18 protein-coding genes are annotated in these 15,442 nt (G+C 60.3%); 7 read left to right on the top strand and 11 right to left on the bottom strand.

What is annotated here, in order from left to right:
- Positions 1-110: 110 nt before the first annotated feature.
- Together ACYZT4_RS00810 and ACYZT4_RS00815 are read right to left on the bottom strand one after the other, a co-directional pair.
- Entirely contained in the window at positions 111-836 is a 726-nt protein-coding gene (locus tag ACYZT4_RS00810; RefSeq protein ID WP_461984485.1) for a 4'-phosphopantetheinyl transferase family protein, read from the bottom strand.
- Positions 837-987: 151 nt separating this feature from the next.
- Complete coding sequence (locus ACYZT4_RS00815; protein WP_461984486.1) at positions 988-1,779, bottom strand: dienelactone hydrolase family protein; 792 nt, start codon at positions 1,777-1,779, stop codon at positions 988-990.
- Between the two features lie 214 nt (positions 1,780-1,993).
- Between ACYZT4_RS00815 and ACYZT4_RS00820 the strand changes: the two genes are divergently transcribed.
- Both ACYZT4_RS00820 and ACYZT4_RS00825 read left to right on the top strand, forming a co-directional pair.
- Entirely contained in the window at positions 1,994-2,671 is a 678-nt protein-coding gene (locus ACYZT4_RS00820; protein WP_461984488.1) for a response regulator, read from the top strand.
- On the top strand, positions 2,668-4,014 hold the full coding sequence (locus ACYZT4_RS00825; protein WP_461984490.1) for an ATP-binding protein: 1,347 nt from the start codon (positions 2,668-2,670) through the stop codon (positions 4,012-4,014). Before ACYZT4_RS00820 ends, ACYZT4_RS00825 begins: the two co-directional genes overlap by 4 nt.
- 53 nt (positions 4,015-4,067) lie before the next feature.
- On the opposite strand, the gene ACYZT4_RS00830 is transcribed toward ACYZT4_RS00825, so the two are convergent.
- Positions 4,068-5,078: an AraC family transcriptional regulator gene (locus ACYZT4_RS00830; protein ID WP_461984492.1), complete on the bottom strand. Its 1,011-nt coding sequence runs from the start codon at positions 5,076-5,078 to the stop codon at positions 4,068-4,070.
- 348 nt (positions 5,079-5,426) lie between these two features.
- Between ACYZT4_RS00830 and ACYZT4_RS00835 the strand changes: the two genes are divergently transcribed.
- Together ACYZT4_RS00835 and ACYZT4_RS00840 are read left to right on the top strand one after the other, a co-directional pair.
- A complete protein-coding gene (locus ACYZT4_RS00835; protein ID WP_461984494.1) occupies positions 5,427-6,761 on the top strand; it encodes a dicarboxylate/amino acid:cation symporter in 1,335 nt (444 codons plus the stop codon).
- A 156-nt stretch (positions 6,762-6,917) separates the two neighbouring features.
- The gene (locus ACYZT4_RS00840; protein ID WP_461984496.1) at positions 6,918-8,099 is read left to right on the top strand and encodes a CaiB/BaiF CoA transferase family protein; all 1,182 of its coding nucleotides are present in this window, start codon (positions 6,918-6,920) and stop codon (positions 8,097-8,099) included.
- A gap of 64 nt (positions 8,100-8,163) precedes the next feature.
- Here ACYZT4_RS00840 and ACYZT4_RS00845 read toward each other — a convergent pair whose 3' ends face one another.
- Entirely contained in the window at positions 8,164-8,658 is a 495-nt protein-coding gene (locus ACYZT4_RS00845; protein WP_461984498.1) for a SprT family zinc-dependent metalloprotease, read from the bottom strand.
- Between the two features lie 159 nt (positions 8,659-8,817).
- Complete coding sequence (locus ACYZT4_RS00850) at positions 8,818-9,420, bottom strand: Yip1 family protein (protein ID WP_461984500.1); 603 nt, start codon at positions 9,418-9,420, stop codon at positions 8,818-8,820.
- Positions 9,421-9,701: 281 nt separating this feature from the next.
- On the opposite strand from ACYZT4_RS00850, the gene ttcA reads away from it, so the two are divergent.
- Together ttcA and ACYZT4_RS00860 are read left to right on the top strand one after the other, a co-directional pair.
- Positions 9,702-10,526: a tRNA 2-thiocytidine(32) synthetase TtcA gene (ttcA, locus tag ACYZT4_RS00855; RefSeq protein ID WP_461984501.1), complete on the top strand. Its 825-nt coding sequence runs from the start codon at positions 9,702-9,704 to the stop codon at positions 10,524-10,526.
- Positions 10,527-10,654: 128 nt separating this feature from the next.
- Positions 10,655-11,329 carry a DNA-3-methyladenine glycosylase I gene (locus ACYZT4_RS00860; protein WP_461984503.1) on the top strand — a complete coding sequence of 225 codons (675 nt, stop codon included), beginning with the start codon at positions 10,655-10,657 and terminating at the stop codon, positions 11,327-11,329.
- A 113-nt stretch (positions 11,330-11,442) separates the two neighbouring features.
- Here the strand turns inward: ACYZT4_RS00860 and ACYZT4_RS00865 are convergent, their stop codons facing one another.
- From ACYZT4_RS00865 to arsC, 3 genes are read right to left on the bottom strand one after another with little or no spacing between them, the layout of a single operon-like run.
- Positions 11,443-11,868 carry a DUF2069 domain-containing protein gene (locus tag ACYZT4_RS00865; protein ID WP_461984505.1) on the bottom strand — a complete coding sequence of 142 codons (426 nt, stop codon included), beginning with the start codon at positions 11,866-11,868 and terminating at the stop codon, positions 11,443-11,445.
- A 1-nt stretch (position 11,869) separates the two neighbouring features.
- Positions 11,870-12,466 (bottom strand): NAD(P)H:quinone oxidoreductase, encoded by a 597-nt coding sequence (gene wrbA, locus ACYZT4_RS00870; RefSeq protein WP_461984507.1) that lies wholly within the window; start codon positions 12,464-12,466, stop codon positions 11,870-11,872.
- Positions 12,463-12,816 (bottom strand): arsenate reductase (glutaredoxin), encoded by a 354-nt coding sequence (arsC, locus tag ACYZT4_RS00875; RefSeq protein ID WP_461984509.1) that lies wholly within the window; start codon positions 12,814-12,816, stop codon positions 12,463-12,465. The genes wrbA and arsC overlap by 4 nt, the downstream gene beginning before the upstream one ends.
- A gap of 114 nt (positions 12,817-12,930) precedes the next feature.
- On the opposite strand from arsC, the gene ACYZT4_RS00880 reads away from it, so the two are divergent.
- Entirely contained in the window at positions 12,931-13,398 is a 468-nt protein-coding gene (locus ACYZT4_RS00880; protein WP_461984511.1) for a TlpA disulfide reductase family protein, read from the top strand.
- Between the two features lie 77 nt (positions 13,399-13,475).
- Here ACYZT4_RS00880 and ACYZT4_RS00885 read toward each other — a convergent pair whose 3' ends face one another.
- From ACYZT4_RS00885 to ACYZT4_RS00895, 3 genes are all read right to left on the bottom strand, one after another.
- Positions 13,476-13,880, bottom strand: coding sequence for an META domain-containing protein (locus ACYZT4_RS00885; RefSeq protein ID WP_461984512.1), 405 nt, complete (start codon positions 13,878-13,880; stop codon positions 13,476-13,478).
- A complete protein-coding gene (locus tag ACYZT4_RS00890; RefSeq protein WP_461984513.1) occupies positions 13,880-14,314 on the bottom strand; it encodes a hypothetical protein in 435 nt (144 codons plus the stop codon). The genes ACYZT4_RS00885 and ACYZT4_RS00890 overlap by 1 nt, the downstream gene beginning before the upstream one ends.
- A 77-nt stretch (positions 14,315-14,391) precedes the next feature.
- Entirely contained in the window at positions 14,392-15,384 is a 993-nt protein-coding gene (locus ACYZT4_RS00895) for a 2-hydroxyacid dehydrogenase (protein WP_461984514.1), read from the bottom strand.
- Between the last annotated feature and the right edge of the window lie 58 nt (positions 15,385-15,442).

The raw sequence follows: 15,442 nt of genomic DNA on the forward strand, positions 1-15,442 counted from the left end.
TGTTGCCTGTTAGGGCCTCATCGCGAGCAGGCTCGCTCCTACAGGGGAACGCATTTCAAATGTAGGAGTGAGCCTGCTCGCGAAGAGGCTGGCCCTATCACCGCACATCTTCAGGCCTTGATGCTGACCAGACTCAACAACTGCCCATCCTTCACCCCAAACTGTCCATCCAGTTCAGTGCCGTTACGCCATTCCCCGGACAGATCGGTCAACAACCGCAACCGCACCTCTCCAGCCTCGGTCCACTCCAACACTTCGGCATGTTCAAAGTAAAAGCGCTTCTGGACGATCGGGTATAACGCCTTGAACACACTTTCCTTCACCGAAAACGTCAGCGTCACCAGCAGCGCCAATTGATCGCGACGTCCGGCGGCCATGCGCTTGAGCTCCGCTGGCGTAAGAATTTCCCCGGCCAGGCGTTCTGCGCGTTCAGGGTTGAGGAGGTTTTCCAGGTCCATGCCCAAGCCGCGCCAATGGCGTTTCAGCGCGACAATTGCCGCCGCCCGCCCGGTGCTGTGGGTAATCGAGCCGCTGATGTGCGCAGGCCAGACCGGCGCCCGGTCGTCGCCAATCGCCGGGACGAAGCTCAGCCCCTCTAGCTGCTGCAATGCCGCCCGGGCGCATACGCGGCCGGCGAGAAACTCGGCCTGACGCTTGGCCACCGAACGCTGGATGGTGGCGGGTGGTTCGATGGCGCTGCGCTGAAAGTCATCGCTGGCCAGTTGCGAGGTGTCGAAGTGCGTGCTCAGCAACACCGTATCGGGCAGCACAAACGGCAGTGGCCAATGGGCATCGAGCGGGGTGCAGCAGGCGGGTAGGGCGGGGACGGAATTCATGTCGGGCATTTTGCCGGGTTGCCCTCGGGCTGGGTAGTGCAAAGGTTCAGAACTGTGGCGCGGCCATCGCGGGCAATTCCGCTTCCACAGGGATGACCTAAATCCTGTGGGCGCGGGCTTTCCCGTGATGTCCGCGCTGCGGTCTACCTGATCAACTGAAAATCTTCTTGAAGAACGCCTTCATATCCGCCCAAGAACTCTCATCCGCCGCCTTGCTGTAGCCAATATCCGGCCCACCATGGTCGCCATGACCCAATCGATCCGCATCCGGATTGCTGAATCCGTGCTTGGCCCCCTCCAGACTGACGAATTTATAGTCGGCCCCGGCTTTGTCCATCTCAGCCTTGAACGCCGCAACGTTATCCGCCGTTACCATGCTGTCCAGTGCACCGTGTTCCACCAGGATTTTCGCCTTCACGCTGCCCGGTGTCGCCGGCGTATTGGTCGCCAGTGCACCGTGGAAACTCACCACCCCCGCCAACGGCAAGCCCTGGCGAGCCGCATTCAGCACTACGCCACCGCCAAAGCAGTAGCCGATGGCCGCTACTTTATCCGGATCGGTTTGTGGCTGTTTCTTCAGCAGATCAAGCCCGGCCTTGAAGCGTGCACTGGCCGCCGCACTGTCCTTCAGTGCTTCCTGCATAAACGCCATCGCGTCCTTCGGATGCTCGGTGTTCTTGCCGCCGCCGTACATGTCGATTGCCAGCGCGCTGTAACCTAAGCCGGCCAGATCGCGGGCGCGGCGCTTGGCATAATCGTTCAGCCCCCAGAACTCATGCACCACCACGACGCCGGGGCGCGGGCCTTGGACCGCGTCGTCGTAAGCGTAATAGCCGATCATCTTCGTGCCGTCGGGGCTTTGATAGGGGATTTCCTGAGTCTTGATGGCAGCCTGAGTTAGCCCGCTCAAGGCCAGCAGCATCACCGCGAGGAATACACGCATGGTCGGATCTCCTGAAAGAAAGTCACCCTGTCAGCCTAGACGATTTGATTCAGCTCAGGTTCAGAGTACGTTCAGGGGGAGTTCAGGGGCTGATGGGTAATGTAGCGCCGTACCCAAGCACCTGCGCCAGCGTGTCGGTCTCGAACAATGGCATTAAACTCCGTCAGGAAGACCGTTGTACCTCTGGATAGCTTGATTTGCCCGGGAGAGCGTCATGAAACTGCTGGTCGTCGAAGATGAAGCGCTGTTGCGCCATCACCTGCAAACCCGCCTGACGGATAGCGGCCACGTGGTCGAGTCCGTGGCCAACGCCGAGGAGGCGCTGTACCAGACCGAGCAGTTCAACCATGACCTGGCGGTGATCGACCTCGGCTTGCCGGGCATGGGCGGCCTCGACCTGATCCGCCAGTTGCGCGCCCGCGGCAAGACCTTTCCGATCCTGATCCTCACCGCGCGCGGCAACTGGCAGGACAAGGTCGAAGGCCTGGCCGCCGGTGCCGACGATTACGTGGTCAAGCCGTTCCAGTTCGAAGAGCTGGATGCGCGCCTGAACGCGTTGCTGCGTCGCTCCAGCGGTTTCACCCAGTCGACCATCGTCGCCGGGCCGCTGCTGCTCGACCTCAATCGCAAACAGGCGTCCCTCGACGAGCAACCGTTGGCGCTGACCGCGTACGAATACCGAATCCTCGAATACCTGATGCGCCATCACCAGCAAGTGGTGGCCAAGGACCGTTTGATGGAGCAGCTCTACCCCGATGACGACGAGCGCGATCCGAACGTGATCGAAGTGCTGGTCGGGCGTCTGCGCCGCAAGCTCGAAGGCCCGGCCGGGTTCAAGCCGATCGACACCGTGCGTGGCCTCGGCTACCTGTTCAATGAGCGTTGCACTTGATTCGTTCGCTTCGTGTCCGCTTGATGCTCGCCGCCACTCTCCTGGCGGTGTTGTTCATGCTAGCGTTGTTGCCGGCGATGCAAGGCGCATTCAGCCTGGCGTTGCAGGATTCCATCGAGCAACGCCTGGCGTCGGACGTCACCACGCTGATCTCTGCCGCCCGGGTCGATGGCAACCGCTTGCAGATGCCGGCGCAGTTGCCTGATGAGCGCTTCAACCTCACCGACAGCCGCCTGCTCGGCTACATCTACGACCGCGAAGGTCACCTGGTGTGGCGCTCGAAGGGCACCCGCGAAGAAAACATCAATTACAAACCGCGCTACGACGGACGCGGTAACGAGTTCGCGCGGATCAGCGAAGCCAACGGTCAGGAATTTTTCGTCTATGACGTCGAAGTCAAACTGCTCGGCGGCAAGAGCGCGGCGTTCAGCATTGTCGCGCTGCAACCGGTGCGCGAGTACGAAGTCACCCTCGAAGGCCTGCGGGAAAATCTCTACCTGGGCTTCGGCGCCGCATTATTGGTGTTGCTCGCGTTGCTGTGGATCGGCCTGACCTGGGGTTTGCAGGCGTTGCGCCGGCTCAGCCAGGAACTCGATGAAATCGAAAGCGGCACCCGCGAAAGCCTCAGCGAACAGCACCCGCGCGAACTGTTGCGCCTGACCGGTTCCCTCAATCGTTTGCTGCACAGCGAACGCGAACAGCGCATCCGCTATCGCGATTCTCTCGATGATCTGGCCCATAGCCTGAAAACCCCGCTGACCGTGTTGCAGGGTGTCAGCGAAGACATGGCACAGCGTCCGGAAAACCGGGTTCAGGCGCGAGTGCTGCAAACCCAGATTGAACGCATGAGCCAGCAGATCAGCTATCAGTTGCAACGTGCCAGCCTGCGCAAAAGCGGCCTGGTGCGCCATCAGGTACGGCTGCGACCGGTGCTGCAAAGCCTTTGCGATACGCTGGACAAGGTCTACCGCGACAAACGCGTGCGAGTGGCGTTCGATCTGCCGGAGCAATGTTACGTGCCGATCGAGCAGGGCGCCTTGCTTGAGATGATGGGCAATTTGCTGGAGAACGCCTATCGCCTGTGCCTTGGCGAAGTGCGCATCAGCGTGCGTGAAACCTTGAGCGGGATTGAGTTGTGCGTGGAAGATGATGGGCCGGGCGTACCACCGGATCAACGTGCGCGCATCCTGCAACGCGGTGAACGACTGGACCGCCAGCATCCAGGGCAGGGGATCGGGCTGGCGGTGGTCAAGGACATCATCGAAAGCTACAACGCCAAACTGGCGCTGGGTGATTCGCCGATGGGCGGTGCGGCGTTCCGCATTCATTTCCCGGCGGTTTGATTATTGAAACGCCACCGTCCCTTGCAGGAGCCGGCAAGCCGGCTCCTGCAGTTTCAATTCTCCTGCGCCCGATAAGCGCCAGGCGTCAATCCGGTCCACTTCTTGAACGCCCGATGAAACGCCGAAGGCTCGGAAAACCCCAGTTGCTCGGCAATCTGTTGCAACGACAGATCCGCACGGCCCAAGTGATAAATCGCGATATCCCGGCGTAACTGATCCTTCAACTCCTGAAAACTCGACCCCTCTTCACGCAAATGCCGACGCAGTGTCTGCGGGCTGACGTGCAGGTGCGCCGCCACCGCTTCCAGATCCGGCCAGCGTGCGCTGTCGCGGCTGAGCAAGCGGCGCAATTGACTGCTCAGACTGTCGCCATCGTCGGGGCGCGCCAACAGGTCGGCGGGCGAGCGTTCGAGAAAATGCTTGAGCGTCCGTTCGTCCTGCAACAACGGCATGCTCAGGTAGCGACTGTGAAACACCAGGCTGCTCTGCGCCGCCGAGAATTCCATCGGGCAGGGAAACAGCAACTCATATTCGGCCCCGTGCGCCGGCTTCGGGTAGCTGAACGTCACCTGATCGAGACGGATGCGTTGGCCGATCAGCCAACTGCCCAGTCGATGCCAGACCATCAACTGGCTCTCCGTGAGGAAATGATCCGGGTCACGAAACTGCGAATCGTCGAGGCTCAGGCGGATCAGTTCCCCCTCGCGGCTCAGGGTCAGGCGCGGACCCTCGGGGAATAGGCTATAAAACAATAAGCCGCGGTGCAGTGCCTTATCGAGATTGCGGCAGTGGATCACGGCGTGACACATCATCGCGAAGCTCCCGGGTTTGCTCGTGACCGGCCCGAAGCCGAGGTATTCGTCGTCGAGCGCCAGCCACAAACCCTGGATCAACCGGGTGAACTGTTCCGGCGCGATTCGCGCACGCGGCTCATCCAGCAACTCGGGGCTGATGCCGAGTTGTTGCAGCAGGCCTGAGCAATCATGACCCAGGCGGCGCGCGCCACCGAGGACGGCGCGGGCAAAATGGCTGGCAATGGTGCGTTCGCGCCTATGTCCGCGCATACGTTCGCGCCTAAGTGGCAGATCCGTTGATGAACGGCGGATGGTAGGCAGGTTGCCCGCCGATGAACAAGGCGGATATCCGCCAGATTCAAGGACGGGGTTTAACCTGGGGGCGGAAAACCGCCACTGTTTTTCATGGTTCCGTGGCACGTTAAACCTGTAACCCCTGATGTCAAAAGGCTTGCAGGTGATTTGGCAAAGGTGGCACGCCGCTTGCGATACAACGAGCAGATGCCTGCCGTCGCGCAGCTCGAAAAAACAAATCCCTCCAGTGCAGGAGGGTTCGCAATTCAGGTGTCGTGGGCAACAGGTGGATGTTGTCACCGCGCACTCTTGAGGAACTTTGCAATGACGACTCGTCAGCCACTGTACAAATCCCTGTATTTCCAGGTGATCGTTGCCATCATCGTCGGCATTCTGATCGGTCACTTCTACCCGCAGACCGGTGTGGCCCTCAAGCCGCTGGGTGACGGGTTCATCAAACTGATCAAAATGATCATCGCCCCGATCATCTTCTGTACTGTCGTCAGCGGTATCGCGGGCATGCAGAGCATGAAATCGGTCGGCAAGACCGGCGGTTACGCGCTGCTCTACTTCGAAATCGTTTCGACGATCGCCTTGCTGGTCGGTCTGCTGGTGGTCAACATCGTCCAGCCGGGCAACGGCATGCACATCGACGTGACCACGCTGGACGCCTCGAAAGTGGCTCAGTACGTGGCTGCCGGTGCTGATCAAAGCGTCGTTGGCTTCCTGCTGAACGTGATCCCGAATACCATCTTCGGTGCGTTCGCCACTGGCGATATCCTGCAAGTGTTGATGTTCTCGGTGATCTTCGGTTTCGCCCTGCATCGCCTGGGTGCCTACGGCAAGCCGATCCTCGACTTCATCGACCGCTTCGCTCACGTGATGTTCAACATCATCAACATGATCATGAAGCTCGCGCCAATCGGTGCCTTCGGTGCGATGGCGTTCACCATCGGTGCCTACGGTGTCGGCTCGCTGGTGCAGCTGGGTCAGTTGATGGCGTGCTTCTACATCACGTGCCTGTTGTTCATCCTGGTCGTGCTGGGCGGTATCGCCCGCGCTCACGGTTTCAGCGTGCTGCGAGTGATCCGCTACATCCGTGAAGAGCTGCTGATCGTGCTCGGTACTTCCTCTTCGGAATCGGTACTGCCACGCATGCTGATCAAGATGGAGCGTCTGGGCGCGAAGAAATCCGTTGTAGGTCTGGTAATCCCGACCGGTTACTCGTTCAACCTCGACGGTACTGCGATTTATCTGACCATGGCGGCCGTGTTCATTGCCCAGGCAACTGACACCCACATGGACATTACGCACCAGATCACCCTGCTGGTGGTGTTGCTGCTGTCCTCCAAAGGCGCTGCTGGCGTGACTGGCAGTGGCTTCATTGTGTTGGCCGCTACCCTGTCGGCTGTCGGCCACCTCCCGGTTGCCGGCCTGGCGCTGATCCTCGGTATCGACCGCTTCATGTCCGAAGCCCGCGCACTGACCAACCTGGTGGGTAACGCCGTTGCCACCCTGGTGGTTGCCAAGTGGGTCAAGGAACTGGACGTTGACGTGATGCACGCGGAGCTGGCTTCTGGCGGTCGCGGTATCTCCGACACTCGTCCTGAAGATGACCTGGGCGTGGCCGAAGGCCCGACCCCAACCACCATCAAGTAACACGCGCACTACACGCGCAAAAAAGGGAAAAACCCGCTTCGGCGGGTTTTTTCATGCCTGGCGTTTGAGCGTAACGGTCACAGTTGCTGACACATCGGGTGATTGCTGCAATGCCATTGGCTGCCTAGGCTTGAGGCATCGCACTGGAGATCACTCATGCTCGGTCCACTGGCTTCACTCAAGGTTCTGGATTTCTCGACACTGCTGCCGGGGCCGTTTGCCTCGCTGTTATTGGCCGACATGGGCGCGGAGGTGTTGCGCATCGAATCGCCGACCCGCATGGACTTGCTGCGCATGCTGCCGCCGCATGATCAAGGCGTGTCCGCCAGCCACGCCTACCTCAATCGCAACAAGCGCAGCCTCGCGCTGGACCTCAAACAGCCTGAGGCGCTGGAGCTGATCAAGCAGTTGTTGCAGGACCACGACATCGTCCTGGAGCAATTTCGCCCCGGCGTGATGGAACGTCTGGGCCTGGGTTATGAAGCGCTGAAGGCGATCAACCCGAAGCTGATCTACGTGTCGATTACCGGTTACGGGCAAACCGGCCCCTACAAGGACCGCGCCGGCCATGACATCAATTACCTCGCGCTGGCGGGGCTGGCGAGCTACACCGGCCGCGCCGACAACGGTCCGCTGCCCTTGGGCATGCAAGTGGCGGACATCGCCGGTGGCTCGTTGCACGGCGTGATCGGCCTGCTGTCGGCGGTGATCGCCCGACAGCACACCGGCATCGGGCAACACCTGGACGTGAGCATGACCGACTGCGCGTTCAGCCTGAACGCCATGGCTGGCGCCGCGTACCTGGCCTGCGGCGAGGCGCCGGGCCGGGAAGACCAGATGCTCAACGGCGGCAGCTTCTATGATTACTACCGTTCGCGGGATGGTCGCTGGCTGTCGGTGGGCAGCCTGGAGCCGGGTTTCATGAAGCAATTATGCACGGCGCTGGGGCTGGAGGAACTGGCGGCGCTGGGATTGTCGCCGCAGCCGGCACAGCAAAAGAAACTCAAGAACGCGCTGAAATCTGAATTCGAGAAACACGACTTCAGTGAGTTGTGTGCACTGTTTGCCGAGCTCGATGCCTGCGTTGAGCCGGTGCTGACGCTGGGTGAGGCGGTGCGGCATCCGCAGTTGCGGGCACGGGAATTGGTCACCGACGTGCCGCGGGGCGACGGGACGAACCAGGCGCAGATGGCGTGTCCGTTGAAGTTCTCAGAAGGATTGCCCGAGCCACGGCATATCGGCGCGGCGTTGGGTGAGCACACGGATCAGGTGTTGGCGGAGTTGGGGTTGAGCGCCGAGCGGATTGCCGATTTGCGGCGTGCCAAGGTAATTCTTTAGCGCCTATGCCGTCCCCTTGTGGGCTTGGTCTGGGCGGCATTCCGACGATGAGGCCCGCCCATACTTACTCGACCCGCATCTCCCCACTGAACACCAAGGTGCTCCGACACCGCCGACACAAATACCGCCGCCCCTGCCGCACCAGGCCATGGCGCTGCGCCGAAAACGGGAAATCGCTGTCGACGCACGGGCACTTGTAGATATAGCGGGTCACGCTGCGACGCTTGACGTCATAGGTATGGCAGCGATTGGGCGGCAGTTCGTACACGCCACGCATGATCAGTTGCCACTCTTCGCCATGGGGCTGAATGCGATCACCAAATAGCTGATGCGCGATCAGGTGCGCGACCTCATGGGCCACGGTCTGCCTGAGGAAGTCTTCGCTGTTTTCCCGGTACAGCTGCGGATTGAAGCGCAGCAGGTTTTCGTGCAAGTGCGCGACACCGGCTTTTTGCCCGCGCAGCTTGAGGCTCACCACGGGGCGTTTGAAAGTTCGTTTGAAAAAGGATTCGGCTTGCTGGTAACAGTCTTCGACGCGGGTATTGAGTTGCTCGGGCATGCTTGATGGGTCTCCAGAGTCGCCGAGTATGCCGCAACCTGGCAGGCTTGCGAATCGCTCAGGCGCCGAGTGGTCGTTTCTCCCTGCTGTTTTTCGGGCATCAGAAAGCCGCCTTGCGGCGGCCTGTATTGGCAGATCTGATTATTGAATGCCGTGTTGCTAGTTTGTATAGACCGGCCCCACGCCGAGTCCCCAGACAATAACGGTAAACGCCATGATGGCCACCAGCACCACCAGGCCTACGGCAAGCACCGAACTGGAAAACAGGAATCCCTCGTCAGATGGAATGTTCATGAACGTGGGCAGCCCCACGTACAGCAGGTAAACCGTGTAGCAAATGGCCGCCGTCCCGACGATCATCCCCAGCCACATGTGCGGGTACAGCGCCATGAGGCCGCCGATGAACAGCGGAGTCGCGGTATAAGTGGCAAACGCCACGCAACGGGCCAGGCTCGGGTTGGCGTCATAAGTACGCGCCATCCAGTGAATAAATGCGCCCATGACCGCAACGCCCCCGAGCATCGCCAGGTACGACATGATCGTCATCCAGAGTGCGCTTTCCTGGGTCAGCATCACCGGCGACCGACTGCCGATGACCCAGCCGACTTGCGTGGTGCCAATGAACGCCGACACGGCGGGGATCGCCGCCAAAATCAGCGTGTGAGTCAGGTACATGTGGCTGATACTTTCCTCTTGGTCGCCACGGATTTCTTTCCATTCCTGGTCGGGGTGGGTGAAGAGCCCCACTACGTGATGGATCATGCCAGTCACTCCTCTTGTTTTTACCGTCGCCCCCCAGTGGAGCGCCTACCGGCCAAAGTGGCCACGTAAGTAAAGGTCTGGATATGTGTGCGACCTTAATTCGCAGTATAGGAAGGACTTCCCCGCACAGGTTGTAGGGCGTTAGAGCAAATCGCGCTGTAAACACAGGGCTTAATCGCAGTTACGTCTGACGCAGGAGCCGCCGAAGGCTGCGATCTTTTGATCTTTCGGCGTTTTGCGTAAAATGCCGGGCTTTCGTCACTCCTCACGGATTTCGCGTCATGGGCACTCTCACGGTCAACCAGAACAAGCTGCAAAAGCGCCTTCGCCGCCAGGCCGGTGAGGCTGTTGCCGATTTCAACATGATTGAAGACGGCGACAAGGTCATGGTCTGCCTGTCCGGTGGCAAAGACAGCTACACCCTGCTCGATGTGCTGATGCATTTTCAGAAGGTTGCCCCGATCAGGTTCGAGATCGTGGCCGTGAACATGGACCAGAAGCAGCCCGGCTTTCCCGAGCACGTGTTGCCGGCGTACCTGAAAGCACTGGGCGTCGAATACCGCATCGTCGAGAAAGACACCTACTCGGTGGTCAAGGAGCTGATTCCGGAAGGCAAGACCACGTGCTCGCTGTGCTCGCGGCTGCGTCGCGGCACGCTCTACACCTTTGCCGACGAAATCGGTGCGACGAAAATGGCCCTTGGTCATCACCGCGACGACATCGTCGAAACGTTCTTCCTCAACATGTTCTTCAATGGCACGCTCAAGGCCATGCCACCGAAACTGCGAGCCGACGACGGCCGCAACGTGGTGATCCGCCCGCTGGCCTACTGCAACGAAAAAGACATCCAGGCCTACTCGGACCTCAAGCAATTTCCGATCATTCCGTGCAACCTGTGCGGCTCGCAGGAAAACCTGCAGCGTCAGGTGGTCAAGGACATGCTGCTGGAATGGGACCGCAAAACACCAGGCCGCACCGAAAGCATTTTCCGCAGCTTGCAGAACGTGCAGCCGTCGCAACTAGCGGATCGTAATCTGTTTGACTTCACCAGCCTCAAAATCGACGAAACTGCTGCTTCGCGCTTCGTCAACGTTGTAAACCTTTAACCACAATCACTGTGGGAGCGGGCTTGCTCGCGAAGGCGGTTTAACAGCAAGCAATGTTGTTGGCTGTTACACCGCCTTCGCGAGCAAGCCCGCTCCCACATTAGTTTCTCGATTACCTAGGAGAGGGCATGCGCGATTACAAGTGGCTGCACGAATACTGTCTGAACCGCTTCGGTTCGGCGGCTGAACTGGAAGCCCATCTGCCCGTTCCCAAGACTCCAGCGCAATTGCGCAAGATCAGCGACGACCGCTACCTTTCGACCATGGCGCTGCGGGTGTTCCGCGCTGGCCTCAAGCACAGTCTGGTGGACGCCAAGTGGCCGTCGTTCGAAGAAGTGTTTTTCAAGTTCGATCCGGAAAAAGTCGTGCTGATGAGTGCCGAACACCTTGAGCGCCTGATGCAGGACAAGCGGATCATTCGCCACTTGGGCAAGCTCAAGAGCGTGCCGCGCAATGCGCAATTCATCCTGGACGAGGCCCACGAGCGGGGCAGCTTTGGCGCGTTGATTGCCGATTGGCCGGTGACTGATAGTGTCGGGTTGTGGACGTACCTGAAAAAGCGCGGCCATCAATTGGGTGGATTATCGGCGCCGCGGTTTTTGCGGATGGTCGGCAAGGATACCTTTGTGCCGAGCTACGACGTGGTGGCGGCGTTGAATGCGCAGAAGATCGTCGACAAAGTGCCGACCAGCCTGCGGGATCTCGCCACGGTGCAGGGCGTATTCAACCAGTGGCATGAACAAAGTGGCGGGCGGCCGATGAGCCAGATTTCGATGATGCTCGCCTACACCGCCAACCATTGAAACCGAGCTGACCGCATCGCGAGCAGGCTCACTCCCACAGGGTTCATGTCGTTCCCAAATAATGTGTTTACGACGATCCTTGTGGGAGCTGGCTTGCCAGCGACAGCGCCCTGTCAGGCGCCGGAGATTTCGCCCTCGCCAGCCAGCTTGCGATTCAACTGAAATCGCCACCGCACATACAATAACGCCGAGCAAAACACCGCCAGGCTCGCGCCCATCTCCAGCACACCGAACAGCTGCCGGTTCGGGTCATACGCCGCCAGTGCGCCCTTGATGAAATACAGGTTCACCACAAAACACATCCACGAGTGACCGCGCGCACTGCCGATAATCATCCCCGGCGCCAGCAACAGCAGCGGCACCAGTTCGATCAGCAGAATCACCCACGGCCGCGCACCATGCAGATCGGCAACCATCAGGTAGTAAACGCAGAGCAATCCCACTAGGCCGAAATAGCACAGCAGGCTGATGGCACGCATCGCCCGTACCCGTGGCTCGAGCCATGCGATGGAAGGCAGGACCTTCGGCTTTTTCGCCATGTCAGCTCACCAACTGTTGCGCGGTTTTCGCCAGACGCAGACCCAAGGCCCGGCACAGCGCCACTTCATGTTCATTCAAACCGAGCTTACCGTCGGCTCCGGCGTGATGGCTGGCGCCGTATGGCGTGCCGCCGCCACGGGTTTCCAGCAGCGCGGATTCGCTGTACGGCAGGCCGGTGATCAGCATGCCGTGGTGCAGCAACGGCAGCATCATCGACAACAGCGTGGTTTCCTGACCGCCATGCAGGCTCGCGGTGGAGGTGAAGACTCCGGCCGGTTTGCCGACCAGGGCGCCGGTCAGCCACAGGTTGCTGGTGCCGTCGAGGAAATACTTCAGCGGCGCCGCCATGTTGCCGAATCGCGTTGGGCTGCCGAGCGCCAGGCCCGCGCAATTCTTCAGGTCATCAAGACTGGCGTACAGCGCGCCTTCGTCTGGAATGTCCGGCGAAACGGCTTCACACTCAGCGGAAATCGCCGGCACGGTGCGCAGGCGCGCTTCCATTCCGGACTGTTCGACACCGCGGGCAATCTGCCGCGCCATCTCATTGGTCGAGCCGCTGCGGCTGTAATACAGCACCAGAATGTACGGCGCACTCACGGCAGCAGCTCCAGGATATTCTCGGGTGGACGGCCAATGATGGCCTTGTTGCCGACTTCAAGAATCGGTCGCTCCATCAGTTTTGGTTGCGCCGCGATGGCTGCGATCAATTGCGCCTCGCTCAGGCTGGCATCGGCGAGGTTGAGGGTTTTGTATTCGTCCTCACCGGTGCGCAGCAACTCGCGGGCGCTGATGCCAAGCTTTTTCAGCAGGCTCTGCAATTGCGCGGCGTTCAGCGGGGTGTCGAGGTAGCGGACCACGGTCGGGGTGAGGCCACGGGCTTCGAGCAGTTCGAGCGCACCGCGGGATTTCGAGCAGCGCGGGTTGTGATAAAGCGTCAGATCGGTCATGGGCGGGTCGCATCTTGCGTGAGGTGGCGGCTATTCTAACTGTGCAGCGCGTAATCCAGAACCTCGGGAGGCGATGGGTCGCAGGCGCAATCAATTTTGAGCAAGGAATATGACATGACAAGGCGACTGGCAGCGGCATTGGCGATCTTCGGGACGTTGATGCTGGGGGGCTGCGGCAACGACTACGGCATCGATCAGAACGGCCATAAAGTCGACGCCAAACGTCTGGACAAACAATGGCTGGTGCTCAATTACTGGGCCGAATGGTGTGGCCCGTGCCGGACCGAGATCCCGGAATTGAACCGGCTGGCGGAGCAGTTGAAGGACAAGAAGATCGGCGTGTTTGGGGTCAACTTCGACAATGTGCAGGGCGAAGAACTGAAAAGCGCCAGCGAAAAACTGGGGATCAAGTTCACTGTGCTGGCGGCGGACCCGGCGGAGCTTTTCGAATTGCCACGCAGCGAGGCGTTGCCGGTGACGTACATCATCGATAACAAGGGCAAGGTGCGGGAGCAGTTGATGGGGGAACAGACAGCGGCGGGGGTGATGGCCAGGCTTGAAGCGCTGCAGGCTAAGAATTGAAGCCGTAAACCCGTCGCATCTGGCGAAGCCCGCGCCGAACGCAGGCTTCGCCACCTGCTACACAGGCTGCGCGCGTTCTAACCTTCTTCAAGCCACCAACGCAACGGCTTGCCTTCAGCCGGCCAGAAACGCATTTGCTCGATCGGCGAAACATCCCAGCGCTGCACATTTTCAAGGGCCTGGAGAAAACGCTTTTCCTGTTCCATCACGGCCGGCGCACACAATTTGCGTGTGCTGCCAACCTTGCCGAAACTCAGTTTGTCGCCGTCGAGGGTGTACGGCGCGAACCAGTGGTTGCAGCCACCATTGCCGTAAGCCCGGCCATCTTCACCGAGGGTAACGGTCAGGTGGCTGTAATCCATCAACGGCCGCTCGCCAATCCATTCCAGAATGTAGCTGCGGTTTTGTTGCAGTTGCACTGGCTCGGCAGCGCAGCCCAGCAGGCTGGCGCCGACCATCGCGGTCAGAGCGAGGCGTTTCATCACGCAGGCTCCTGGCAAGTCGGGCACAGGTGTTTCTCGGCGACGGACTTCCAGCCCAGCTCGGCAATCCGCGCGGTGGCGGCAGGTTTTTCGGCCTTGTTACCCAACTTGGAGTCCACTGCGAACTCGAAGCTCAGCTCTTTGGCGCAGCTGTCGCAGTTGACTTTCCAGGTGTGAATCGCCAGTTCGCCGAACACCGGGCCGCTCGCTACCGCGACCCATTGGCCCGGCGGGTTGATCAAGTGACGAACCGTTTCCACGGTCAGGCGCATAGACAGGTCTTTGGCGCCCTTGAGGGTCACGACCAGCACGTCATGGTTACGAATCGAGCCACCGTTGCCGGTGACTTGATAACGCCCCGGCACGAGGGCGCGGCATTCGGTGAGGGTGTGCTGCGGGTTCATCAGGCTATAGCGGAAATCGTGTTCGACCATGGGTCCTCCAAATATGCGCGGCATGCTAGCACGGACATCAGCGCCGCACCGTGCAGGGAAGTGACCTTCGATCCGGTTCAGCCAGCGTCGACCTGATTCTGTATCTGTCCTGCCGCCCAGGCGGCAATGTTCTGCAACGTTGTCGCGGCAATCGCGCCCAGGGCTTCGCGGGTCAGGAAGGCCTGGTGGGCGGTTATGATCACGTTCGGAAAGGTCAGCAGCCGCGCCAGCACATCATCCTGCAGCGGCAGGTCGGAACGGTCCTCGAAGAACAACTGTGCTTCTTCCTCATACACATCCAGTCCCAGATAGCCCAGTTGGCCGTCCTTTAACGCGTCGATCAACGCTGGCGTGTCCACCAGACCGCCACGTCCGGTGTTGATCAACATGGCGCCGGGTTGCAGGTGCGCGAGGGATTCGCGGTTGATCAGATGCTTGCTCTGCCCGTTTAGCGGGCAGTGCAGGCTGATGATCTGCGATTCGGCCAGCAGCTGCGGCAAACTCAGATAACGAGCGCCGAGGGCCTCGACCTGCGGGTTGGGGAAGGGGTCGCAGGCCAGGAGCTGGCAGCCGAAACCGCTCATGATTTTCGCGAACGTCGCGCCGATCTGCCCGGTGCCAACGATTCCGACGGTCTTGCCCACGAGGTCGAAGCCGGTCAGCCCGTGGAGGCTGAAATCCCCTTCACGGGTGCGGTTGTAGGCACGGTGCAGGCGCCGGTTGAGTGCGAGGATCAGCGCCACCGCGTGTTCGGCCACCGCATGGGGCGAATAGGCCGGAACCCGCACGATGGACAAACCGAGACGCTTGGCAACCGCGAGGTCGACGTGGTTATAGCCGGCGGAACGCAGAGCGATCAGGCGCGTGCCGCCCGCCGCCAGACATTCGAGCACCGGGGCGCTGAGGTCATCATTGATGAACGCGCAGACCACTTCGTGGTGCTCGGCCAGTGCCGCCGTGTCCAGGCTCAGTCGCGCCGATTGAAACTGCAACTCGATACCGGCGGGAAGGTCAGCGTCGAGGAAACTGTCGCGGTCGTAGGTCTGGCTGCTGAAAAGAATCGTGCGCATGCGGTCCTCCTGGAAAATTCACGCGGTATGCCGAAAACGTCTGCATCACCGCGAGCCT

The sequence above is a fragment of the Pseudomonas sp. GB2N2 genome (genome assembly GCF_054897705.1).